Source organism: Sagittula sp. P11 (assembly GCF_002814095.1).
Classification (GTDB): Bacteria; Pseudomonadota; Alphaproteobacteria; order Rhodobacterales; family Rhodobacteraceae; genus Sagittula.
Window position 1 is genome coordinate 3,552,196 of record NZ_CP021913.1, and the last position, 23,970, is coordinate 3,576,165.

General features: G+C 65.0%; 19 protein-coding genes and 1 tRNA gene. 8 read left to right on the plus strand and 12 right to left on the minus strand.

Annotated elements, in window-relative coordinates:
* The first annotated feature begins 103 nt into the window (after nucleotides 1-103).
* The 4 genes from CDO87_RS17330 to CDO87_RS17345 are packed head-to-tail and all read left to right on the plus strand — an operon-like array spanning nucleotide 104 to nucleotide 3,851.
* A complete protein-coding gene (locus CDO87_RS17330) occupies nucleotides 104-331 on the plus strand; it encodes a hypothetical protein (RefSeq protein WP_100929942.1) in 228 nt (75 codons plus the stop codon).
* 50 nt (nucleotides 332-381) lie between these two features.
* On the plus strand, nucleotides 382-765 hold the full coding sequence (locus CDO87_RS17335) for a GFA family protein (protein WP_100929943.1): 384 nt from the start codon (nucleotides 382-384) through the stop codon (nucleotides 763-765).
* A gap of 52 nt (nucleotides 766-817) precedes the next feature.
* Nucleotides 818-2,266, plus strand: coding sequence for a TrkH family potassium uptake protein (locus CDO87_RS17340; protein WP_100929944.1), 1,449 nt, complete (start codon nucleotides 818-820; stop codon nucleotides 2,264-2,266).
* Between the two features lies 1 nt (nucleotide 2,267).
* Nucleotides 2,268-3,851, plus strand: a complete 1,584-nt coding sequence (locus CDO87_RS17345; RefSeq protein WP_100929945.1) for a thiamine pyrophosphate-binding protein — start codon at nucleotides 2,268-2,270, stop codon at nucleotides 3,849-3,851.
* A 63-nt stretch (nucleotides 3,852-3,914) separates the two neighbouring features.
* On the opposite strand, the gene CDO87_RS17350 is transcribed toward CDO87_RS17345, so the two are convergent.
* Both CDO87_RS17350 and CDO87_RS17355 read right to left on the minus strand, forming a co-directional pair.
* Nucleotides 3,915-7,010, minus strand: a complete 3,096-nt coding sequence (locus tag CDO87_RS17350; protein WP_100929946.1) for a valine--tRNA ligase — start codon at nucleotides 7,008-7,010, stop codon at nucleotides 3,915-3,917.
* Nucleotides 7,011-7,681: 671 nt separating this feature from the next.
* Nucleotides 7,682-7,897, minus strand: a complete 216-nt coding sequence (locus CDO87_RS17355; protein ID WP_100929947.1) for a DUF1127 domain-containing protein — start codon at nucleotides 7,895-7,897, stop codon at nucleotides 7,682-7,684.
* Nucleotides 7,898-8,120: 223 nt separating this feature from the next.
* Here CDO87_RS17355 and CDO87_RS17360 point away from each other — a divergent pair, with 223 nt between their 5' ends.
* Nucleotides 8,121-9,185 carry an Mrp/NBP35 family ATP-binding protein gene (locus tag CDO87_RS17360; RefSeq protein ID WP_100929948.1) on the plus strand — a complete coding sequence of 355 codons (1,065 nt, stop codon included), beginning with the start codon at nucleotides 8,121-8,123 and terminating at the stop codon, nucleotides 9,183-9,185.
* Nucleotides 9,186-9,485: 300 nt separating this feature from the next.
* Here the strand turns inward: CDO87_RS17360 and CDO87_RS17365 are convergent, their stop codons facing one another.
* The 4 genes from CDO87_RS17365 to CDO87_RS17380 all read right to left on the minus strand — a co-directional run bounded on the left by CDO87_RS17365 (nucleotide 9,486) and on the right by CDO87_RS17380 (nucleotide 13,679).
* Nucleotides 9,486-10,604: a DNA polymerase III subunit delta' gene (locus tag CDO87_RS17365; RefSeq protein ID WP_100931016.1), complete on the minus strand. Its 1,119-nt coding sequence runs from the start codon at nucleotides 10,602-10,604 to the stop codon at nucleotides 9,486-9,488.
* A gap of 50 nt (nucleotides 10,605-10,654) precedes the next feature.
* Entirely contained in the window at nucleotides 10,655-11,293 is a 639-nt protein-coding gene (gene tmk / locus CDO87_RS17370; RefSeq protein WP_100929949.1) for a dTMP kinase, read from the minus strand.
* Nucleotides 11,290-12,471, minus strand: coding sequence for a D-alanyl-D-alanine carboxypeptidase family protein (locus CDO87_RS17375; protein ID WP_100929950.1), 1,182 nt, complete (start codon nucleotides 12,469-12,471; stop codon nucleotides 11,290-11,292). Before CDO87_RS17375 ends, tmk begins: the two co-directional genes overlap by 4 nt.
* Before the next feature lie 269 nt (nucleotides 12,472-12,740).
* Complete coding sequence (locus CDO87_RS17380) at nucleotides 12,741-13,679, minus strand: SPOR domain-containing protein (protein WP_254698187.1); 939 nt, start codon at nucleotides 13,677-13,679, stop codon at nucleotides 12,741-12,743.
* A gap of 218 nt (nucleotides 13,680-13,897) precedes the next feature.
* On the opposite strand from CDO87_RS17380, the gene CDO87_RS17385 reads away from it, so the two are divergent.
* Together CDO87_RS17385 and CDO87_RS17390 are read left to right on the plus strand one after the other, a co-directional pair.
* Nucleotides 13,898-13,987, plus strand: a tRNA-Ser gene (locus CDO87_RS17385).
* Nucleotides 13,988-14,122: 135 nt separating this feature from the next.
* Nucleotides 14,123-15,312, plus strand: a protein-coding gene (locus tag CDO87_RS17390; protein WP_100928245.1) for an IS3 family transposase whose coding sequence is annotated in 2 segments (ribosomal slippage) — nucleotides 14,123-14,375 and nucleotides 14,375-15,312 — 1,191 coding nt in all. Because the reading frame shifts where the segments join, the coding sequence is not laid out codon by codon here.
* Between the two features lie 174 nt (nucleotides 15,313-15,486).
* On the opposite strand, the gene CDO87_RS27595 is transcribed toward CDO87_RS17390, so the two are convergent.
* The 5 genes from CDO87_RS27595 to CDO87_RS17415 form a co-directional block, all read right to left on the minus strand.
* Nucleotides 15,487-15,714, minus strand: a complete 228-nt coding sequence (locus tag CDO87_RS27595) for a helix-turn-helix domain-containing protein (protein WP_336385786.1) — start codon at nucleotides 15,712-15,714, stop codon at nucleotides 15,487-15,489.
* 788 nt (nucleotides 15,715-16,502) lie between these two features.
* On the minus strand, nucleotides 16,503-17,354 hold the full coding sequence (locus CDO87_RS17400) for an ABC transporter permease (protein WP_100929952.1): 852 nt from the start codon (nucleotides 17,352-17,354) through the stop codon (nucleotides 16,503-16,505).
* A complete protein-coding gene (locus CDO87_RS17405) occupies nucleotides 17,351-18,208 on the minus strand; it encodes an ABC transporter permease (protein WP_100929953.1) in 858 nt (285 codons plus the stop codon). The genes CDO87_RS17400 and CDO87_RS17405 overlap by 4 nt, the downstream gene beginning before the upstream one ends.
* Entirely contained in the window at nucleotides 18,208-19,293 is a 1,086-nt protein-coding gene (locus CDO87_RS17410; RefSeq protein ID WP_100929954.1) for an ABC transporter ATP-binding protein, read from the minus strand. The genes CDO87_RS17405 and CDO87_RS17410 overlap by 1 nt, the downstream gene beginning before the upstream one ends.
* A 51-nt stretch (nucleotides 19,294-19,344) precedes the next feature.
* Nucleotides 19,345-20,406, minus strand: coding sequence for an extracellular solute-binding protein (locus tag CDO87_RS17415; protein ID WP_100929955.1), 1,062 nt, complete (start codon nucleotides 20,404-20,406; stop codon nucleotides 19,345-19,347).
* A 478-nt stretch (nucleotides 20,407-20,884) separates the two neighbouring features.
* Between CDO87_RS17415 and CDO87_RS17420 the strand changes: the two genes are divergently transcribed.
* Nucleotides 20,885-22,006, plus strand: coding sequence for a cache and HAMP domain-containing protein (locus CDO87_RS17420; RefSeq protein ID WP_198521741.1), 1,122 nt, complete (start codon nucleotides 20,885-20,887; stop codon nucleotides 22,004-22,006).
* Here CDO87_RS17420 and CDO87_RS17425 read toward each other — a convergent pair.
* Nucleotides 21,984-23,969: a glycosyltransferase gene (locus CDO87_RS17425; RefSeq protein ID WP_100929957.1), complete on the minus strand. Its 1,986-nt coding sequence runs from the start codon at nucleotides 23,967-23,969 to the stop codon at nucleotides 21,984-21,986. The two genes, CDO87_RS17420 and CDO87_RS17425, sit on opposite strands and share 23 nt — an antisense overlap.
* Nucleotide 23,970 lies beyond the last annotated feature (1 nt).

The following is a 23,970-nucleotide window of genomic DNA, read 5'->3' on the forward strand; positions in this document are numbered from 1 at the left end:
TTCACCTGCACGAATCCAAAACAGTTACCTTTCATGAAGGGGAACCGTGCTAGGTTGAGGGGCGTGGGAGGAAACCAGCAACCGCTAGGAAAAGGTTTCCTGAATGACTCGTGACAATGTGCAAGTCCGGATCGGACATGTTTCTCTTTACAGCAAGATCGACTGGTTCCTCGCCGAACGCGGGTTGGGCTTCAATCCCGGCACCCTCAGACGCGCCCGCCTGCGTGAGATCATCCAGCTGGAAACGCTCAGCGATTCCGACTTGGAGCGCATCGGCCTGACGCGCGACGACATCCTGCCGCACGTGTTCCGCGACCTGTTCCACGCTTGACCCCGGGGCGCTGGCCAAGCACCTTGGCCGGACGCTTCACGGGGGACGGAATGGACAGGGTAACGGGTCATTGCCTTTGCGGGGCATGTGTCTTCGAGCTGACCGGCCCGCACAATTGGGTTGGACACTGCCACTGTGAAAGCTGCCGCAGAGCGACGGCTTCTCCGGTCACGACATTCATCGGGCATCCGGACGGCGCCTGGAACTGGCGGAGTGGTGAGCCGACCCTCTTCAGCAGCAGCGAGGGCATAACGCGCGGATTCTGCGGCACCTGCGGCTCTCCCCTGTTCTTCGCGTCCGAAAGGATCCCGGGCGAGACGCATTTCTACGCGGCCCTTCTCGACAACCCCGAGACGGTCACACCGGACGAGGTCAGCTTTGCCGAAGAGGCGCTGACCTGGGCGCCGCCGTGGTCAGCGCGGCATGAGGGGTAGAGCGGTCTTGCGCAGCTTGACAGCATCGCCCGCGCGCCCCAAGGCTCCGGTCATGTTCGATATCCGCCCTGTCGCCTATGTCATCGGCCTGCTGGTCACCGCATTGGGTGCCTGCATGCTGCTGCCGATGCTTGTCGACCTCGCGGAAGGGCGGGGGGAATGGCATGTGTTCCTCGAAAGCGCGATCATCACGATGATCACCGGCGGGTTGATCGCGCTCGCCTGTGCAAACCGCGTGCAGGAGGGGCTGACGATCCAGCAGACTTTCCTGCTGACCACGGGCGTCTGGGCGGCGCTGCCGGTGTTCGGCGCCATGCCCTTCGTGCTGGGCGCGACGGAGGCCAGTTTCACCGACGCCTATTTCGAGGCGATGTCCGGCATGACCACCACCGGGTCCACCGTCTTCTCCGGGCTCGACGACCTGCCCAAGGGCCTGTTGCTGTGGCGGGGTCTGCTGCAATGGCTGGGCGGCGTCGGGATCATCGTCGTCGCCATGGTGTTCCTGCCGGAACTGCGCGTCGGCGGGATGCAGATCTTCCGCTCCGAGGCGTTCGAGACCATGGGCAAGATCCTTCCCCGCGCGACCCAGATTTCCTCGTCCATCTCGACGATCTACATCACGCTGACCCTGCTCTGCGCGATTGCCTACATCGTGACCGGCATGAACGCCTTCGACGCGACAGTGCACGCGATGACCACCGTCTCCACCGGGGGATTCGCCAATTACGACGCCTCCTTCGGCGTGTTCTCCGGGCCGGCGGAATACGTGGCCTCGGTCTTCATGATCCTCGCGGCCCTGCCGTTCGTCCGCTACGTCCAGATGATGAACGGCAACAACCGCGCGTTGTTTCGCGACAGCCAGGTGATCGCCTTTGTCGGTGTGATCGCGGTGCTGGCGGTCGTCACGTCGATCACGCTCCTGTCGATCTTTCCGCACCATCCGGAACAGGCGATCCGGGAGGCGCTGTTCAACATCACCTCCATCATCTCCGGCACGGGCTATTCCAGCGTCGACTACATGCAGTGGGGCGCCTTCCTGATCGCCATGTTCTTCTTCATCGGCCTGATCGGGGGATGCGCCGGGTCGACCGCCTGCTCGGTCAAGATCTTCCGGTACCAGCTCCTGTTTGCTTCCATCCGTGTGCAGCTGCGCCGCATCCGTGACCCGCATGGCGTCTTCATCCCGCGCTACGAAGGCCGCCCCATCGGTCCCGAGGTCATGAGTTCGGTGATGAGTTTCTTCGTGTTCTTCGTGGTGTCGCTGGGCATCCTTTCGGTGACGCTGAGCCTCCTTGGGCTCGACTTCATCACGGCGGTGTCGGCGGCGGCGACCGCGCTGGCCAACATCGGCCCGGGGTTGGGCGACCAAATCGGTCCGGCGGGCAACTTCTCGGGGTTGTCGGATCCCGCGAAATGGGTGCTCAGCTTTGCCATGCTCGCAGGCCGGCTGGAACTGCTGGTCGTGTTCACCCTGTTCACCATCAGATTCTGGAGAGGTTGATATGCGAACCCTTGGGGCAGAAATCAGCCATGCGCTGAAGGCGCGTGGCGTCGAGGTCGTCTTCGGCATCCCCGGGGTGCACAACGTGGAGCTTTACCGCGGGATCGAGGAGGCGGGCCTGCGTCACGTCCTCGCGCGCCACGAACAGGGGGCGGGGTTCATGGCGGACGGATACGCCCGGGCGTCCGGTCGGCCTGGTGTCTGCTACCTGATCACCGGGCCGGGATTCGTGAACGCGATGACGGCGCTGGGGCAGGCCTACAGCGACAGCGTGCCGGTTCTGGCCGTGGCCTCCTGCCTCGACGAGGTGGCGGCGCGGCGTGGCCAGTTGCACCAGATGCTGAACCAGACGGGGGCGGGGGCCTCGGTCTGCGACTGGTCGGAGGAGGCGCGTACTCCCGAAGCGGCCTATGCCCTGATCGACCGCGCGCTTGGCGAGTTCGCGGCTGCGCGTCCCCGGCCCAAGGCGCTGCATGTGCCGATCTCGCTTCTGGGACAGGCCGTGCGGCCGGCGCCCATGCCCGCGCAAGAAACGCAGCTTCCGCAGGTCTCGCACAACCGGATGACCGAGGTGGTCAACGCCGTCTTTGCCGCGGAAAGACCGCTCTTCGTGTTTGGCGGGGGAGCGCGTGGCGGTGCAGAGGTCGCAGCGGGTGTGCTGCGCATGACCGGCGCGGCCAGCTTCACCACCTACGCGGGGCGAGGCATCGTGCCGAAGGGGGCGCCTCTGCATTTCGGTTCCTTCCTTGCGCGTCCCTCCAGCGCAGAGGTCTTCGCCCAGGCCGATCTGGTCGTGGCGCTGGGGACGGAACTTTCGGAGGTCGACCTCTGGCGGGACGAACCGGGGCACAGCGGGCGGATGATCCGCGTGGACATTGATCCGGAGGTGCTGTCGGGGTTGAAAGCGAGCGACATGGCCGTGCAGGGCGACGCGGGCGCGTTGCTGCGCGCTATGGCCGTGGCGATTCCCGCGCGCACGGAAGACCGGCGCCCGCGCTGGGATATTGCAGCGGTGGCCCGGCAACGCGCCGCGTGGCGGGCGGAAGTTATGTCGGAGCGGCCCGGGATCGTCGAGGTGGCCGAGGCGCTTCAGGCCGCCATGCCCGACGACGCGATGATCTATTCGGACATGACGCAGTTCGCCTACGGCGCGAAGGAGGTCTGGGACATGCCGCGCGCCGGGCACTGGCATCACCCCTACGGCTTCGGGACACTGGGTTATGCCCTGCCGGCCGCCATCGGTGGCGCAGTGGCGCGGCCGGGGTTGCCCACCTGTGCGATCCTCGGCGACTACGGCCTGCAGTATACGCTGCCTGAGCTTGGCACTGCCGTTGAGCTGGGGCTGCCGCTGCCGATCCTCGTCTGGGACAACGCCGAACTGGGAGAGATCCGGGACGCCATGGTGCGCAGTCAGATCGCGCCGAATGCGGTGGTGGCGCGCAATCCGGACTGGCTGGCGCTGGCACGGGCCTACGGCGCGCAGGCGGTCCAGCCCGACAGCCTGACAGCGCTGCAGGAGGCCCTGACCGCCGCCTTCGCCGCCAATGGGCCGACCCTCATACGCATGACGCCGGCCATTGTCTGACCGGCGTCACTGCTGTTCATTCGGCTGAAAGGCTGCGGCCCCGCGAAGAGGCCGCCCTTCGGATCACCCCAGTTCGGAAAGGCGGGCCAGCGCGTCCTTGATCTTGGCCTCGTCCGCCTCGCGCGCGGCGAGGTTCTCGCGGGCCTCTTCCACCACTTCGTCCGGTGCGGACTCGATGAACTTCGGGTTGTTCAGGCGACCGCGCAGACCGCCCAGCTCCTTCGCCAGCTTGCCCAGCGTCTTTTCGAGCCGCGCCTTTTCCTCGGCGACGTCGATGATGTCGGCAAGCGGCAGGGCGAGAGTGGCGGCGCCCACGGGGATGGTGATGCATCCCTTCGGGAAGGCTTCGACCTCGTCCATGCTTTCGATCCGCGCAAGGCGCTTGATCAGCACCTCGTTGCGCTGCCACGCACCACGCTCGTCGTCGGACATGCCCTTGACCAGCGTCGGCACATACAGACCTGCCGGGACGTGCATCTGCGCGCGGGCAGAGCGGACGCCCTCGATCAGCGCGATCACCCAGGACATCTCTGCATCGGCCTTCTCGTCCACCGCGTCAGAGGCCGTGTAGGTCGGCCAGTCGGCGTGCACCAGCATCTTGGAGCGGGTGCCCAGCGTGCCCCAGAGTTCTTCGGTGATGAAGGGCATGATCGGGTGCAGCATGATCAGGCACTGGTCCAGTACCCATGCCATCGTGGCGCGTGTTTCCGTCACAACGGCGGGATTCTCTGCGTCGAACAGTGGCTTGGAGAACTCCACGTACCAGTCGCAGACCTTGCCCCAGACAAAGCCGTAGAGCGCAGATGCCGCGTCGTTGAAGCGGTATTCTTTCAGCGCCAGGTCGACGGTTTCGCGGACGCGTGCGGTTTCGCCGACGATCCACTTGTTCACCGTCTGCTGCGCGGGCACCACCCAGGCCGGGTCCGCGGCGCTTTCGTGCGCGTCGAAGACATGGTTCATCTCCGCAAAGCGGCAGGCGTTCCAGAGCTTCGTACCGAAGTTCCGGTAGCCCGCGATCCGGTCGACCGACAGCTTCAGCACACCGCCGATGGAGGCCATGGACGCATTGGTGAACCGCAGGGCGTCGGCGCCGTATTCGTCCACGATTTCCAGCGGGTCGATGACGTTGCCGGTCGTCTTGGACATCTTCTTGCCCTTCTCGTCCCGGACGAGCTGGTGCAGGTAGACGGTGTGGAACGGGATCTCGTCCACCACGGCAAGCTGCATCATGATCATCCGCGCCACCCAGAAGAACAGGATGTCGGAGCCGGTGATCAGCACGTCCGTCGGGAAGTAGCGCTTCATTTCCTCGGTCGGTTCAGGCCAGCCCAGCGTGCCGATGGGCCAGAGACCGGAGGAGAACCAGGTGTCCAGAACGTCCGGGTCGCGGAAGATCGGGAGCTGCATCGGCCCGTCGAAGGTGCGGATCGTGCCTTCGTCCGCCACGTCCATGGTCTCGCGCACCTGAACCAGCACCTCGGCGGCCTCGGCGGCGTCTGCGACCACGCGGAATTCGGTGCCTTCGGCGGACATGGCGACGGCCTTTTCCTGCGCTTCGGCTTCGGTCGCGGCGCAGATCGGGAACCAGTCCTCTTCGCCGGGGATGTACCAGACGGGGATCTGGTGGCCCCACCAGAGCTGACGCGAGATGCACCACGGCTCGATGTTCTCCAGCCAGTGGTAATAGGTCTTTTCGCCCGATTCCGGCATGATCCGGATTCGGCCCGAGCGGACGGCGTCCAGCGCGGGGCCCACGACCTTCTCGGCATCGACGAACCACTGGTCGGTCAGCATCGGCTCGATCACCACCTTCGAACGGTCGCCGAACGGCTGCATGATCGGCTTGGCCTCGACCAGCGGGACAAGTTCCTCCTCGCCGGTGCGGACCTCGCCACCTTCTTCGGGGGCGACCGGCGCCTTGACCGGCTTGCCAAGGCGCGGGTCGGTGGCCTCCGTCATGACAGCAAGGCCCTCGGCGGTGACCTCTGCCACGACCTTCTCGCGCGCTTCGAACCGGTCGAGACCGCGCAGGTGATCGGGCACGAGGTTGATGAGGTCGGCCTCTGCCTCGGTCAGGGTGCGGTCGCCCCTGGCCACTTCCATGGCGATCGCGGCGGCCTCTGCGTAGGGGGCGCCGTCGTCGCGCATGTAACCGGCGCGGTCCATCAGGCGGTACATCGGGATGTCGCCGCGCTTGGCCACCTGGTAGTCGTTGAAGTCATGCGCGCCGGTGATCTTCACCGCACCGGAGCCAAAGGTCGGGTCCGGGTATTCGTCCGTGATGATCGGGATCAGGCGGCGGTTCTCTTTCGGGCCGACCGGGATCTCGCAGAACTGGCCGACGATGGGCGCATAGCGTTCGTCGGATGGGTGCACGGCCACCGCGCCGTCGCCCAGCATGGTCTCGGGCCGGGTGGTGGCGATGGAGATGTAGTCGCGCTCTTCCTCGAAGACGACGTTCCCGTCCTCGTCCTTCTCGACGTAGGTGTAGGTCGCGCCGCCCGCGAGCGGATACTTGAAGTGCCACATGTGGCCCGCGACCTCGATGTTCTCCACTTCCAGGTCGGAAATGGCGGTCTCGAAATGCGGGTCCCAGTTGACCAGCCGCTTGCCGCGGTAGATCAGGCCCTTATCGTACATGTCCACGAAGACCTTGATGACGGCATCGTGGAAGTTGCCGCGGCTGTCGGCCTCCGGCGCACCGGGCGCCCCGGACATGGTGAAGGCGTTGCGGTCCCAGTCGCAGGAATCGCCGATGCGCTTCATCTGCTCGATGATCGTGCCGCCGTATTGCGTCTTCCAGTCCCAGACGTGGTTCAGGAAGTCGGCGCGCGTGAGGTCAGTGCGGCGGACGTTCTTTTCCGCCTTCAGCTTCTTCTCGACCTGAAGCTGGGTGGCGATGCCGGCGTGGTCCTGTCCGGGCTGCCAGAGCGTATCGAACCCGCGCATCCGGTGCCAGCGGACGAGGATGTCCATCAGCGTGTGGTTGAAGGCGTGGCCCACGTGCAGCGCGCCGGTCACGTTGGGTGGCGGCAGCATGATGCAGAACGTCTCGTCGCGCGACTTGTTGGCGCCGGCACGGAAGGCACCGCTCTCCAGCCACGTGGCCGAGAGACGCGGTTCGGCCTCTGCGGCGTTGAATGTCTTTTCCAAAGGCATGTTGGGACCTCGTGTTCTTTGGGGTCTGTTACCGAATGGCGGCGGGAAGGGGAAGGCTTTGGCGTCCCGGGGCCGGGCGGGACGGACCTGTTTCCTTCGGAAAGGCGGCCCGCCCACCCGCGCGAACCCTCTTCCCGGGGATACGCGGCCTCAAGGGACTAACAGCACGAAGCCGCGCCCGGATCCGGCAGACATGAAAAAAGCCCGCGGTGCAGTGCACCGCGGGCCGAGTATACGAGCGCCCCAGGGAGGAGGAGAGGGGCCTCGATCCGTATGTGAGTGCGGCGGTGCCAGGGAGGAGGAGAGGCACCGCCGCTTATGCTTGACCCCAGGGAGGAGGAGAGGGGCCCTGCATGTCTGGGCCTTGCGGCCCGTTGTTAGGTGCGACGGTGCCAGGGAGGAGGAGAGGCACCGTCGCTTATGCTCGAACCCCAGGGAGGAGGAGAGGGGTCAGGCATAGTCTGGCCCTAAGGCCTTTGTTCGTTGCGCGGCGGCGCCAGGGAGGAGGAGAGGCGCCGCCGCTGATGCTAAGATCCCAGGGAGGAGGAGAGGGACCTTGCATGTCTGGGTCTCGTTGACCCGTTGTTTCTACGGGCGGTGCATCCAGGGAGGAGGAGAGGATGCACCGCCTAAGACGGAAGGGGCGGGAGGAGGAGTGCCCCTAGCCGAATTCAGAGTTCGTATGCCGCCTGGTAGGCCACGCGACGGATTTCGCTGCGGCCCAGGCCGAGATCGGCCAGTTCGCGGTTGCTCAGCGACGACAGCTCACGGAAAGTCTGGTTGAAGACCTTGCGACGTGCGCGGCGTGCGCGGATGGTTTCGACGATCCCAGCGAAGCCGGTCAAAGCGCTTTGGGACTGCGACGTGTATTCGGTTGCGTGTGCCATGTTTAAATGCCTCTGTTGGCTTTGCTGCCTCGGTTGATCCAAAGATGGAGCAAATGCTGCGGGTGCACAACGCCCGCCTCGACAATGCTGCCATGCGGAATGTGCATACAACATGCGTGTATTGCTTAATATTTCGCAAGCTTGCTGTGCAGCATAGCGGTCTTAGGTTGAGAAGACCCAAGGTAAACGCCACTGAAAGCGGCAAAGGGAAGGGTATCGAGCGATGACTTTAGGTAAGGCGGACGTCGAATCAATTTTGGCGCGGGTAAAGATTCCTGGCGGTGAAACGCTGGGCTCGGCCGACATGGTCAGGGCGCTGGTGGTTGAGGGCGGCGCGGTGCGCTTCGTCATAGAAGCGCCCACGCCGGAACTTGCGAAACAGATGGAGCCGGTGCGGGCAGAGGCTGAGGCGGTAGTCCGGGCGATTCCCGGAGTGACCTCCGTTTCGGTGGCACTTACGGCGCATGGGCCGTCGAAGCCGGCCCCCTCGCTCAAGATGGGCGGTCACATGCAACCGCAGGCCGGGCCGATGAAACCGGAGGGGGTCAAGGCGATCATCGCAATCGGCTCGGGCAAGGGCGGCGTGGGCAAATCCACCGTCTCTTCAAATCTGGCCGTCGCCCTCGCGCGCGCGGGAAAGAAGGTGGGCCTGCTCGACGCGGACATCCACGGCCCGTCACAGCCGCGCATGTTCGGCATCACCAAGCGCCCGGCGAGCCCGGACGGCAAGACCATCGAGCCCCTGCACGCGCATGGCGTCACGCTGATGTCGGTCGGGGCGATGCTCCCGGAAGAGAAGGCGGTGATCTGGCGCGGTCCCATGCTGATGGGGGCCTTGCAGCAGATGTTGATGCAGGTCGCCTGGGGACCGCTGGATGTCCTGCTGATCGACCTGCCGCCGGGCACGGGGGATGTGCAGCTGACGTTGGGCCAGAAATCGCAGCTTTCGGGTGCGATCGTGGTCAGCACACCGCAGGACGTGGCGCTGCTGGATGCCAAGAAGGCCCTCGACGCCTTCAACACGCTGAAGGTCCCGATTCTGGGTCTTGTTGAGAACATGGCCGTCTTCACCTGCCCGCACTGCGGCAAGGACAGTCATATCTTCGGTCAGGGCGGTGTTGCGGCAGAGGCGGAGCGCCTTGGCCTTCCGCTGCTGGCGCAACTGCCCATCGACCTCGATACCCGGGTGTCGGGTGATGCGGGGACGCCGGTGGCCCTGGGCGATGGCCCGATGGCAGAGGCCTACGCGAAGCTCGCGGACCGGTTCATCAAGGGCGGGCTGATCTGAAGGGCGGATGGTCGAGCGGGCGTTGCGCAGGCATCGTCCGCTTCGGCAATGAAGGGTTCATGTCCTTCAAAGGAATCGCGTGTCAACTTTGGGTTGCACAAACCGGCCGACTGAAGGGGTCTAATCGGCCGGTTGTTAACCATAGTACGTAATGACACTTGTTCGGATCGCCCCGATTCCCCTGAGCAGCACCGATCATCCCCATTATGGCAAAGGTTAATAATTCGTTAACACCTTTTCTCACATGACGCTGCGTCAACGCTGCGGCGCGGCGCAAATGCCACGTTCAGACGGGCGTTTTTACGCTGCATGCTGCAGATGCAGAAACATATCCGTGATGAGCATGGCCGGATCGACGTTCACGGCACGGGCATGGCGCGCCCTGTCGCCGGCCTTCTGGATCGCCTCCGCCCAAGCGCGTCCGTGCGCCGCGTCGGGCGCGAGGCGAAGCAGGATTTCCGCTTCGCCCGGCACGATCTCGGGCGGCGGGTGGCCGGTTACACCTGTTCGCGCCAGGCGGGAGACGAGCCGGTCGGTCAGGGTGAGGGCCAGCGCCAGCCGGTCCTCGCGCCCCTTGCCGGCGCAGCTTTCGGCGAGCGTCAACATTCCGGGCCGGTCGAGCTGGGGCAGGCTGCCCAGAACCGAGAGGATCTGACGGTACAGACCCAGCCCGTCCTGATTGAACAGACGCACCGCCGTGCCGACCGATCCCTCGGACAGCATGGTCATGGCCGCGGTGTCGCCGTCGGGGATTTCCACCTGCGCCTGATCTAAGGCAGCCCGCATGTCGTCTTCGTCCAGTGGGCCGAGGCGCAGCGTGCGGCACCGCGACCGGATCGTCGGCAGCAGTCGGGCGGGTTGGTGGGAGATCAGCAGGAGGGTGGCGCGCGCCGGCGGTTCCTCCAGCATCTTGAGCAGTGCATTGGCCGCCTGCGTGTTCATCTCGTCCGCGCTATCGACGATAACGACACGCCGTCCGCCATCGGCAGAAGAGAGCGCGAAGAAGTTGAACAGCTTGCGCACCTCGTCGACGCGGATCAGGTCCGACAGCTTGTCGCCCTTGTCGTTCGCGCCCCGTCTGAGCAGGAACAGGCCCGGTTCTGACCGTGCAAGCACACGACGTGCGACAGGATGGTCTGGGGGAATGTCGAGCGAAGCGGGGGGCGTGGGTGCGCCAAAAAGGCCGTCATCCTCCTGCGGCGGCGTTGCCAGCAGGAACCGGGCGATGCGCCACGCGAGGGTCGCCTTGCCGACGCCCCTTGGTCCGCTGAGCAGCCAGGCATGATGCAGCCGTTGCGAATTGAAGGCGGTCAGGAAGTCCTGTTCCGCCTGCGCCTGACCGAAGAGGTTGACGGTGGCACGAGGGTGCGGCGCGCCCTCGACGGCATCCGGTTCCGGCAGATCTGCGGGATCAGCCATGGCGGGATCGCTCCACATGGCGTTCGGCGCGGCGCGTCACGATCTGTGGCTCACGCTTTGACACCCAGCGCCTCCGTCACCGTGGCGTAGATGTCGGAGGCGACGGTTTCCGGCGCCCTGTTGCCGTCGATCACGCGGATTCGTGCAGGAAACTCCTTCGACAGTGCAAGAAACCCCGCGCGCATCTGGCGCTGAAGCTCGATGCCGAAGTCCTCGAACCGCTCTTCGGCGGTGGCGCGGGCCTTCGCCCGGGACAGGCCAGCCTCCGGGTCCATGTCGAGGATGATGGTCAGGTCCGGCTCCATCCCGATCATCAGGTCGTGCAGCTTGTCGACCGTCCCGCGCAGGCCCTGCCGCCCCTGATACAGTCGGGTGGAGTCGGCGAAGCGGTCGCAGATCACGACTTCGCCGCGCGCAAGGGCGGGGCGGATCGTGCGTTCCATGTGGTCGCGGCGCGCGGCGGTGAACAGCAAAAGCTCTGTCTCGGGCGACCAGCGCTCCGGGTCCCCCTGCAGGACAAGCGCGCGGATTTCCTCCGCCCCCGGCGAGCCGCCGGGTTCACGGGTCAGGCGCGCCGTCAGACCGTCCGCGGTAAGGCGGTCGGCCAGCATGCGCGCCTGTGTCGATTTGCCGGAGCCGTCGATGCCTTCGAAGGACAGGAACAGCCCGCTTTCACCGGGGCCGTTCACGAGGCGCCTGCATCCCCGGTTGCCTCGGGCGTGTCCGAGAACCGCTTCATCAGGACCTGGCTGACCGTCAGCATCCGGTCCATGAACCCGCCCGCGGCAACGTTGCCTGCAGCCACCAGCGGAACGCGGGTTTCGGGCAGGCCGTCGGGCTGGATGATGAGTTCCGCCAGTTTCTGGCCCTTGCTGACCGGCGCCTGGATCGGGCCGGTGTAGACCACCTCGGCCTTGACGCCGCCGGCTGTCATGGTCGGCAGCAGCAGGGTGATGTCCTTCTCGGACACGAGGTCGACGTGATCCTGCGCGCCGAGCCAGAGTTCTGCCTGCGTGACCGGCTGGTCCTTCTTCACGATGGTCTGTTCCGCGAACTGGCGGAAGGCCCAGTTGACGATCGCCTCAGATTGTTCGGCACGTTCGCCGGTGGACCCAAGCCCCGTGATGGCGAAGATGATGCGGCGCTGGCCGTTCTTGGCCGACCCGACGAGTCCGTAGCCCGCTTCCTGCGTGTGCCCGGTCTTCAGCCCGTCGGCCCCGATGTTCAGCGACAGGAGCGGGTTTCGGTTGTTGACATTGGAGGGCGCGCGGCCGTCGAATTCAAAGGTCTTCTCGGCGAACATCGGATAGAAATCCGGGAAGTCCTGGATGATGTGCAGCGCCAGCAGGGTGAGGTCGCGCATCGACATCACGTGCCCGTCCGCAGGCCAGCCGGAGGCGTTCTTGAACGTCGAATTGGTCATGCCCAGTTGCTGGGCGCGCTGGGTCATGAGGCGCGCGAACCCGGCCTCTGTCCCGTCGGGGGACAGCGCCTCGGCCAGCACGGCGCAGGCGTCGTTGCCCGAGAGCACGATGATACCGCGCAGCAGGTCTTCCACCCGGACCCGGTCCTTGGTGTTCAGGAACATGGTGGAGCCGGTGTACGACATCGCGTGTTCGGAGACCGGCAGCCGTTCATCGAGCGAGAGGCGCCCGTCGCGGATCGCCTCGAAGGTGATGTACAGCGTCATCAGCTTCGACATGGACGCGGGCGGCACGGCCTCGTCGGCGTTCTTCGCCAGCAGAACGGTTCCGGTGGTCACGTCGATCACGTGCGCGGCGGTGGCCTTCGTATCGAAAGCCGCAGCCTGCGTGGCCAGAAGGATGGCCGTGCCGGCGGCGAGAAGGCGGCGTGTCGTTTGTCGCATGGGGGCCTCGGAGTAGATGCTCGATTCTGCTCTGGGATGTTTATCGCTCATGTGGCTGGCCGTGTCACCCGGCGGTGGCGGCGGATCGCCTGCGACGGACGTACGGTGAGGACACGTCTGCGCGACCGCGCTGGTGGGTGTCCGGTCACGCAGGCGGCTATTGCGATGAAACAAAAAGAAATAGGGCCGCAGATGCCTTGGCATCGCGGCCCCGTCGCACAGATGTTCGGAAGAGGCGGCCCGGACAGAGGCACCGGGCGCCCGCATTGTCAGTCGGACACCGCGTAGGCATCCTCGAACCCCGAGGACTTGATGGTCTTCAGGAGTTGCTCGCGCTCCGCCTCCGTCTGGGCGGGGCCGACCACAACGCGCCAGAAGGGTTTGCCCTTCATCGTGCCGGGCTTGACGGTGGGCAGCATGCCCGCTTGCCGCATGGCCGTCGCGGTGTTGTTGGCGTTCTCTTCGACCGAGAAGATGCCGATCTGCAGGTAAGGGCGGGCCAGTTTCGAGGCCGATGCCGAGGCAGGCTGCGGCGCGGCGGCCACGGCGGGCTGCGCAACAACGGTCGTCGCCGGTTCGAGCGCCGCGGTCTGGACCGGCATGATGCTGTCGTCGGAAGGCGCCGCCGGGTCGAGCGCGCGGGAGGCGCCGTCCAGCACCGGGTCCAGCGCACCTTCGGTCACGTCGGGGGCAGAGGGCAGGGCGCCGTCGGCGGCCATCGCGAGGGGGGAGCCAAGGGCTTCTTCCGGGGCCGCCATCTCCTCGCGGCGCAGCGCCACCACGTCGAGGTTGGCAGGCGCTCCGGCCAGCATGCCGATCGCCGCGGCGGCGTCCGAGGACACCTGGATGCGCGGTCCGGGCGAAGACCGTTCCTTGCGGAACAGCGCGCCGATGACGTACTTGCCGTTTGCGGTGTTGCGGATGATGGCGCGTTCCGGCTCTTCGACGTCGGGGTGCGCGACCCAGACACCGCCGAGCGACGGCCGTCCGTCCCAGAGACCCGCTTCCTTGGCCGAGAAGATTTCCGGCGCTTCGACGTCGCGCTCGGTGGCCAGTGCGCCACCGGCGGCGCGGGAGACCTGCTCGCCATCGCCCTTGGGCTTGAGGAAACCCGGCATCTGCCCTTCGGAACATCCGGTCAGGGCCAACAGGGCGCCCACCATCACGGATGCGCGCAGGGTTCTGCCTTTGGTAGAAAGACTGCTCATCTTGTGCCTCGTGCCTCTTGTGCCACGTGTTGCGCGGCGCCGCGCCGGTTTGCCGGCAACAGCTTTACATCTGCCTCTGGTCGGGCTCTGACGGCCCGTATCCTGCCGGAGAGTAACGTTTTGGGATCGGTCTGAAAAGCCTGCATCTTTCCGATGCGCGGATTTTCCGCTCTGCGTGCTTTCAGAATCGTTTTTCAGAAGCTATCGATGCCCGCCACGGAGGTTTGGCAGAGTGGTCGATTGCGGCGGTCTTGAAAACCGTTGGGCGTGAGAGCGTCCCCAGGGTTCGAATCCCTGAGCCTCCGCCACTTGCACATTGCAAACCCGAAAACAGGTCCCTCGCGGGGCCTTTTTCTTTATGTGTCAAAGGGGTTTGCAGGTGACCTGCCACGGGATTTTTCCTCCACCGTCGATTAGAGTCCGGCCCAACCTGAGGACGGACAATGAAGCGAACGAGATTCACGGACGAGCAGATCATCGGCATCCTGGCCGAGCATGAGGCCGGCGCGAAGTGCGCCGATCTATGCCGCAAGCACGGCATGTCGGAAGGCACCTTCTACAACTGGAAGGCCAAGTTCGGTGGCATGACGGTATCAGAGGCCAAGCGGCTGAAGGCGCTTGAGGATGAGAACGCCAAGTTGAAGAAGCTTCTGGCCGAACAGATGCTGGATCTGGCGGCGATGAAGGATCTGGTTTCAAAAAAGTGGTAGGGCCCGCGGTGAAGCGCGAAGTCGTCGCCTATCTTCAGGCTGAGCATGGCCTGTCGGAACGGCGGGCCTGCCACATCGTCGGCGCGGATCGCACGATGATCCGCTATCGATCTCAGCGCGCGCCGGACACGGTTCTGCGCGGCCGGTTGCGGGACCTGGCCAACGAGCGTCGGCGGTTCGGCTACCGGCGCCTGTTCGTGCTGCTGCGCCGCGAGGGCGAGCCCTCGGGGATCAATCGGATCTATCGGCTCTACCGCGAAGAAGGGCTGACGGTGCGCAAGCGGAAGGCGCGGCGCAAGGCGGTCGGAACGCGGGCACCGATCCTGGTCGAGGCGCGACCGAACGCCCGTTGGTCATTGGATTTCGTCCATGACCAGTTCGCCAACGGCCAGCGCTTCCGCGTGCTCAACGTGGTCGACGACGTCACCCGGGAATGCCTGGCGGCGATCCCGGACACCTCGATCTCAGGGCGCCGTGTCGCGCGTGAACTGACGGCCCTGATCGAGCGCCGCGGCAAGCCCGGCATGATTGTCAGCGATAATGGGACGGAGCTGACCAGTAACGCGATCCTGCGGTGGTGTTCCGAGCACCGGGTCGAATGGCACGACATCGCGCCGGGCAAGCCGATGCAGAACGGTTTCGTCGAAAGCTTCAACGGCCGGATGCGCGACGAGCTGCTCAACGAGACCATGTTCCGCAATCTGGCCCATGCGCGGATCGTGATCGCAGCCTGGGCTACGGACTACAACACCGAGCGCCCCCATTCGGCCTTGGATTACCAGACCCCGGCTGCCTACGCGCGGACCCTGACCACCGCAATCGCCCGCCCCGCTGCGCGAGATGAAAGCTCCGCGCGCCGGGCGATTGCTCAACCTGCGCCAACCGGCGTAAACACTAACCGGGCTCCGGTCGTGGCTGGATGAAAGTTCAGTGGCAGGTCATTTCATCTGCAGATGTGGATGGAGGTTATGGCTTGGGCCGGAGGGGCGGAATGGGTGCGTGGTGGCGAACTGCAGGCTATTCAGCACACGCAACTTCCCTGCGCAGGTCAGAACTAGTTGCCGCGCAGGGTTTTGCTGACGATGCCCGCGCCGGTTTCAGCGCCCAGCCTTGATCTCCTCCAAATCACGCAGCTCTTGCTGTTCGAACGCCAGCACATCTTCGACACGATAGATCACCCGCCCGCCTAGCTTCATGAAGCGCGGCCCATCGCCGATCCACCGCCACCGCTCAAGTGTCCTTGGGCTAATTCTCCATCGGGCAGCCAGCTCGATTTGGCTGAGGCACATTTCTCGCATTTCCGCTTCCTTTCGAACGACCACCATGGTCGCACGACAACGAATGCGTAGAAAGAAAACCTATTCAAGTCAGTGTGTTGGGGACGCTGCGCGTTGCCGGCGGCGCCCTTCGGACAGTGGGCGCAGCATCAAATTGCCCAGTGAACCGGCGTCGAATTGCGAAAAGTTCCCTAGAAGTCCGTAAGACTCGTAATCCTGCCGGAGCTTCCTCAAGGGTCACTGGAGACGGTCCAGTTGGAAGTGCACATCCTCCGCCACTATCATGATTGCGAACCCGTCCAGGCTGCTCATAGGGCGGAGAATTTCCCCTGTTTTCAAAGGGGTTTGCCGGGCGGGTGCGAACCGGAGAGACGCGGGCCGCAGCTATTTCCGTCTCTAATGGCCTTTGGTCTCTGGTCGGGCGAACCGTGCAGATTTCGGTTCTGTTGAAAATTTCCTCGCTTTTCCAATGGTGTGACTGGCAGCCCCGCCAAAACCGTGCGCCCTGTTTCCATCGCTAGCGAGTTAAGCAGAGACCGAACATGCAGGAGGCGTAGACGTTGACCCGCGTCGCCTTGGTGTTTGGCGCTTGCGCGATCTCATCTGGGTTGCGATCGGCGCCAACGATCCGGTCGCCGCGGTGGACGACGCCGTGAAGATGGATGAGTGCGGTCGACCGACCTGGCACCGCTGAAGTTCGGCAACGACACGACCTCTAACCGACCGACGTGCTCTCCGTCTCAGCGCTCGCCACCACCGGCACAGCGGGGACAGTCCCGCTGGTCGGCGCCGACACCGGTGACTTCGTCTGTCGAGGATGCAGGCCGGGACCGCCTTCAGGGGCGGCGCTGGAAGAGGATGACCACCAGAGCCAAAAGCGACGACCCCAGCATCAGCAGCAGGGAGACCGCGTTCAGGAGCGGGGTCGAGCCTTCCTTCAGGCGGTCGAACATGGCGATGGTTAGCGGTGCGTCGGAGCCCACCAGCATCAGCGTGGTGTTGAAGTTCTCGAAGCTCATCAGGAAGGCGACGACCACCGCGCCGATCATCGCGGGCGCGAGGAAGGGCAGCGTGATCGTGCGCACCGCCGTCAGCCGGTCGGCGCCGAGGTTCAAGGCGGCCTCTTCCAGCGTGCGGTCGAACTTCTGCAGGCGGGCGGAGATCACCAGCGTCGCGATTGTTGTGATGAAGCTGAACTGCCCGAGGATCACCAGCAGCAGCCCGGGCCGCAGCGCCTGGATGTCGATCTGCGCGAGGTCCCAGATGCCGTTCGCCAGAGTGGACGAGAACACCAGGATCGAGATGCCCAGCACGATGCCGGGGATCACCAGCGGCAGCAGCATCAGCACGTAGAGCAGCCCCTTGCCGCGGAAGGTGTAGCGGTTGAAGAGGAAGGCGTTCGTGGTGCCGACGCAGACCGACAGCACCGCCACACAGAGGGCGACGAAGGCCGAAGTGCCGACCGCGCGCAGGATGCCGCGTTCGTGGAAGACGCCGATCTGCGGGCGCTCGTCCCCGAAAAACCAGTTCCAGGTGAAGCCTTCCCACGGCAGGGAGGGGAATTGGCTGTCGTTGAAGGCGAAGACCGCGACCACCGTCAGCGGTAGCGCGAGGTAGACGAAGAATAGCGCCACGTAGCTGCCGTAGAGCACGCGGAAGGCGCGGGAAGAGGGAATGGTCGGGATCATCCCATCGTCTCCTTCAGCGTGCGGCCCGTCAGCCGCAGCATCCCCCAGACGATCACGGAGCTGAGCACCAGCAGCATGAAGCCGAAGGCGGCCCCAAGCTCCCAGTTCGAGCGGACGATGAACTGGTTGTAGATCATCTCGGTGAACCACAGGCTGTCCTTGCCGCCCAGCATCGTGGGCGTCAGGTAGTTGCCGAGCGAGAGCATGAAGACCACGATGCAGCCCGACACGATGCCGGGCATGGCGTGGGGGATGATGATCTCGCGCAGCACCGACAGGCCGCTGCCGCCAAGGTCGTAGCCCGCCTCAATCACGCTGTCGTCGAGGCTTTCCAGTGTCGTGACCAGCGGCACCACCATGAAGAGCATCGAGGTATAGACCAGCCCGACCATCATTGTGGCGTCCGTATACAGCAGCTCCACCGGCTGATCGGCGAGGCCGGTCCATTGCAGCAGGCTCGACACCAGACCGGTCTCGCGCAGCAGGATCATCCAGCCGAAGGTGCGCACCAGCTCCGAGACGTAGAACGGGATCAGGCAGAGCATGAACAGCACCTGCTGCAACCGCCCCTTGGCCATCTTTGCGATGTAGTAGGAGACCGGGAAGGCGATGACGAGCGTGATGGCCGTCGCCAGCACCGACATGACCGCGGTGCGCCAGAATGTGCGCAGGTACAGCGGTTCGGTCAGGGCCTTCTCGTACTGTGTGAGGCTGCGCTCGTAGACGCCGAAGCTGATGCGTTCCCTGAGCGAGATCAGCAGCATGTCGATGTGCGGAATTATGATCAGCAGCCCGAGCCACAGCACCAGCGGCGTGAGCAGCAGGATAAAGGTGATGCGGGACTGGTTGCGCATCAGCCGGCTCCGAAACAGATGGCCTGACCCGCGCCCCAGCCGATGTGCACGGTGTCGCCCCGTTTCAGGGCCGCGAACTCGCCGGACTGGGGCAGGGTGACCTCGAGCGTTTCGCCCGCGTCGTCCTCGACCAGCACGCGGCTGGCCGCGCCGTTGAACAGGATGCTGGTGACGGTGCCTTTGAGCCGGTTGTCGAAGCTGGACAGAGCTTCGGCGCTGCCGGCAAGGCGGATCGATTCCGGACGCACGAAAATCTCGGCCATAGCGCCCTCGGAGAGGGCCGCGCCGGTGGCCCGCATGGCGAGGCCGCTCTCGGTCCGCAACTGGATGGTGTCGCCCTCTGTCCGTTCGATGCGGCCCTTCCAGCGGTTCGACTCGCCGATGAACCCGGCGACGAAGGGCGTGCCGGGCCGGTAGTAGAGGTCCTGCCCGGTGCCCACCTGCTCGAACCGGCCGGCGTTCATCACGGCGATCTGGTCGGACATGACCAGTGCCTCGGACTGGTCGTGGGTGATGTAGACGAAGGTGGTGTCGAAGGCCGCCTGCAGCGCCTTCAGCTCGACCTTCATGTGTTCGCGCAGCTTCAGGTCCAGCGCCCCCAGCGGCTCGTCCAGCAGCAGCACGTCGGGCTCCAGCACCATGCAGCGGGCGATGGCCACGCGCTGCTTTTGCCCGCCGGACAGTTCATCGACCTTGCGCCCGCCGATCCCCGGCAGGCCGATGCGGTCCAGCGCCTCGTCCACCTTGCGGGCGATCTCTGCCTTGGCCATGCCCCGGCGGCGCAGCCCGTAGCCGATGTTCTCGGCAATCGTCATCATCGGGAACAGCGCCAGGTGCTGGAAGACCATGTTCACTGGGCGCTTGTTCGGCGGCGTGTCGAGGACCGAGCCGCCCTTGATTCGGATGTCCCCCGAGGTCGGGTCGAGGAAGCCCGCGATCATCCGCATGATCGTGGTCTTGCCGCAGCCCGACGGCCCGAGGATCGAAAAGAAACTGCCCGGCGGTACCGAGAAGGAGACGTTGTCGACAGCCGTGGTTTCGCCGAACCGCTTGACGAGGTCGACGCATTCCAGATCAGGGGTCATGAGAATTCCGCGCAGAAGGGGCGGCCCCCGCGAAGGGAGCCGCCCGAATTGTCAGTTGGCCGCCTGGACGCGGTCCAGCACTTCGCCTTCGATGGCTTCCAGCCCGGCGGGGACCGGCGGATACCACTTGATGTTGTCCACGGCCTCCGGCGGGAAGCTGGCCTGGTACTTGGCCTTCAGGCTTTCCTCGGCGTATTCGTCGGCGCCTGCGGAGGCGGTGAAGTTGCCCGCCGCTTCCGTGATCTTGGCCGCGATTTCCGGCTGCATCACGAAGTTGATCCACTCGTAGGCCACGTCATCGGCCTGACCCTTGGCGGGCAGCACGAAGGTGTCGATCCAGCCGAGCGCACCGGACGCGGGCGCGACGAAAGTGATGTCGGCGTTGTCCTCGTTCAGCTTCCAGCCGCCGGTGTCCCAGGCCATGGAGGCGGTGACTTCGCCCGACCGCACTAGGTTCATCAGTTCGTCGCCGCCGCCCCAGTAGGTCTTCACGTTGGCCTTGCACTCGGTCAGCTTGGCCTCGACCTTTTCCATGATCTCGCGGTACTTCGCCTCGTCGTCGTAGGCGGCGAACGGATCCTCGCCCATGGCGAAGGCAAAGCCGATCAGGGTGGGGCGCTTCAGGCGGTAGGACACCTTGCCTGCCACAGCCGGATCGCAGAGGTCGGTGTAATCCTTGACCACGTCACCTGCCTCGGCGGTGTTCAGCACGAGGCCGGATGTGCCCCAGACGTGCGGCACGCCGTAGACGTCGCCGTTCACGGTGGTGTTCTCCATCGTCGCCTTCAGCATCGACGGGATGAACAGGTCCTGGTTCAGCTTGGAGACGTCCATCGGCTTGTAGATGCCGAACTCCATCTGCGGGCCCATCACGCGGTCCTGGCTGGGTTGCGCGAGGTCGAAGCCGCCGCCGCCGGTGGCGCGCAGCTTGGCGATCATTTCCTCGTTGTTGGACTTGGTGACTTCGACGGTGTGGCCGGTCTGTTCCTCGAACATCGCCACCACGTCGTCGGGGGCGTAGCCGCCCCATGTCAGCAGGCGCAGCGTGTCGGCCTGCGCAACGGACGCGAGACCCGCCAGCACGGTCGTGGCCAGCATGAGTGTTCTGGTCATGGAATATCCTCTCTGTCGTGTTTTGTTATTCCGGTCAGAATGCGCGCGCCGGACCAAATGGTCAAATTTTAGTTCGACGCGAAACGCTTCATTGTCGTTCCGAAATGCGAAACTGCGGTGACAGCTTGTGGACGACCCGGGAGTGCAGCGCCGGTTCGCCTGCGAAACACGCATATTTCGGGGAAGACCCAAATTGAATGGACGGTTTCGGGGCGCGGCGGGCGAGTCCTCCGGGCTGGGGTGGAGCAAATTTACGGTCCCATGTTTGGACGGCGCACGGAGCGGGGAAGGGCCATGCATGTCCGGTTCCCCGGTCCACTGGTCGGCCCATCGCGAAACAGTCTGAGTAACGCGCGCGCATTAACCACGTATGCACATCTTAAGGTTGACGGGGCAAAGGCATTTGCCTCGCAAGACAGTGGTTTGACAGTTATCGTAAACCTTGAATCGATGCGCTTGTTCCAAGGGAGTGTTACTGTTGGTCGATCCCAGGCAAACGATCTCGCAAATCAGTCTGGCGCATGCGGTGTTTGGCTTTGTTGCCGTCACCTGCGTCATTCTCTCCGGCTTCATCTGGCTGCTGATATCGAGCCGGTCGGAGCAGTTGACGACCGCCGCGCTCGACAACGCGGTGCGCCTGCGGACCGAGTCGGCGGCCGAAAACCTCGCCCGCACTCTGCACTCCGACTGGCATGACCTGCAGCAGCTGGCGAGCATGATCGGAACCCATTCGGACAACGAGATCACCGCGCTCATGGCCGGACTTCAGGGCGACGGTTCGCGGATTTCTTGGGTGGGGCTGGCCGATACGGCGGGCAACGTGCGCTATGCCTCCGGAAACATGCTGGTGGGGCAGGATGTGTCGTCCCGCCCGTGGTTCCGCGGCGGACTGCGCGGCGGCTTTGCCGGGGATGTGCACGAGGCTGTCCTGCTTGCGTCCCTATTGCCCGAGACGGCGGAGGGCGACGTGCCGCGGTTCATCGACCTTGCGCTTCCGGTCCGTGACGAGGCGGGCGAGGTGACGGGTGTCCTGGGCATGCACATCGACGCCGCTTGGCTGAAACGCCAGTTGTCGGAAACCGCCGAGACGCTGAACATCGACCTGTTCCTTGTGGCGGCGGACGGCAGCGTGTCGCTTTGGACGACGGAGGCCGACCCCGGAAGTTCCGGGCTGGCGATCATGCGGGCGGCACAGGCGGGGGTCGCGGCCTCCGACAGGGAAACATGGCCGGACGGGAAGGACTACTTCTCCATCCTCGTGCCCAGCGTCACGTACGACGATCTGCCGAACTTCGGCTGGCGCGTTGTCGGGCGGCTGGAGGCGGCCTCCTTCGCGCCTGCCATGCAAGACGCCCTCGGGACGATTGGCGCGGTCGTACTGTCGGCCATCTCGCTGCTGGCGGGGCTGACGGCCATATTCGTGTACCTGTTCGTCCGGCCGATCGAGGCGCTGGCCCAGACGGCGACACGGATTGCCAATGGCGACGAGGAGTTCCCGCCCGAACGCGGCAACACCCGCGAGATCGCCCAGTTGTCCGCAGCGGTGGCCCGGATTCAGGAGCAGAGGGATTACCGTCCTAGCGCGGCGGACGTGAGTTGAACGAGAACCGCCGCCCGAGGTCCTCGAGCAGAGCGGCGGTGCGCACGCCCCCCACGCCGGGGGCGGCCCCTTCGGCGTAGAAGCGCAGGATCAATGCCTCGCGCTGTTCGTCGGATGGCCGAAGCAGGAGCCGGGCGCCATCAACGGTGCTCGCGATGACCTGTGCCGGTACGTGGCCCACGTCCTTGATGTCGATCCAGCCCGAGGTGCCCTGCGGGTAGACCCGCCCGCGGATGCGCACCGTGTCGGCGGTCAGCGACACGAGCCAGACCTTGCGGCTGACTCCATCCGTCTCGAACGCGGCCCGTTCCGGCGAGTCGGTGACATGGCGTTCGCGGCGGGGCAGTTCGATGCAGGCGACAACCGCGACCGACAGGACCAGCAGGTTGTAGAGCGTCCAGAACAGGATGACCCACTTGCCGTCGCCCGCTTCGTCGAAGGCGAAGCTGTCCCAGATCATGCCCAGCGACAGGCCGATCACCGTGAGCACCAGCATGATCGCAAAGGGCGCCATCAGCCGCCACTGCACCACGATGCGGGACCGGTCCCCGCCCTTGGCGGTCACGGAAAACGGGTGGCCCTTGGGCTTGATCAAGCCGACGATGGCCGCGCGGCTGATCGGAATGGCGCCGATCAACTGGCTGACATCGTTGAGGATCGGCACCACCATGCCACGGCTCAGGGTGTTCAGGACCGTGAGAATCCAAAGGTAGTAGCAACCGAAATAGGTCACGACGTCCGGCAGGCTCGCGTCCACGACGGTGATGTTGAAGAACCAGTAGAGCAGGGGGTAGACGATGGCCGCCAGCCGGAACAGGAAGGTCGTGAACCAGTAGAATACCGAGTCCGCGACGCTCCAGCGGTCGCGCAGGCGCAGGTTGTTGCGGGCGAGGGGGCCGAGGCGCGAGCGGGCGATCTGCATCAGGCCAAGGCACCAGCGTGCCCTCTGGGTGACGTATTCCTTCAGGCCCTCGGGGGCGAGCCCCTCGGTCAGCGCCTCGTCGAGGTAGACGGTGTTCCAGCCCGCGTCCTGCAGGGCCAGCGTCAGCATGAAGTCCTCGGTGATGCTGTCGGTGGGAAAGCCGCCGATGTACTGGACCGCGTCCCAGCGGGCGACAGAGGAGGTGCCGCAGCAGAAGGCGATGCCCCAGCCGTCCCGTGCGGGCTGCATGTGGTCGAAGAAGAAGCGCTGTTCGTCGGGGTATGACCGGCTGACGCCCAGATTGTGCTGGATCGGGTCGGCGTTGAAGAAGTGCTGCGGCGTCTGCACAAGTCCGACCTTCGGATCGTGGAACAGCGCGAGGCAGCGGGACAGGAACCCCCGGTGCGGCACGAAATCCGCGTCGAGCACGGCCACGAAATCCGGCGTCTCGGCGTCCTGTGCCAAGACCGCCAGCGCGTGGTTGATGTTGCCTGCCTTCGACCCCTTGTTGTCGTGGCGCCGGATGTAGCGCACGCCTTGCCGGCGGCAGAAATCCTGCAGCCAGTCGCGCCGCCCGTCATCGAGGACCAGCACCTGCTTGTCGGTGTGGCGCAATGATTTCGCGCCGACGATGGTGCGCTCCAGCACCTCCAGATCCTCGTTGTAGGTGGCGATGAGGATGGCGACCCGCGGCGGGGTGTCTCCCCACCAGCCTTCGTACTTGTCCGCCTCGGCGCCGCGCAGGCGCAGGCGCGACATGATGACGAAGGCGCTGAGGCTGCCTAACAGGGCGGCCATTTCGATCGCGTAAAGCGACCAGCTTGCCACCATGTCGAAGGTCCAGCCCGCCGGGGCCAGTGTCTCTGTTGTGCGCCACCACGCGTAACGGAAGGCCAGCAGGAAGGCCACGAAGAACAGCAAAGCGCGGTGGAGCGTTTTGGTCCGGTCGACGACGAAGGGCAGGAGAAGCCCGATGCCCGCAACCAGCGACACGTCGATCAGGCTGGCCGAGAACTCTCCGAGATACGGGAAGCCGGTCATT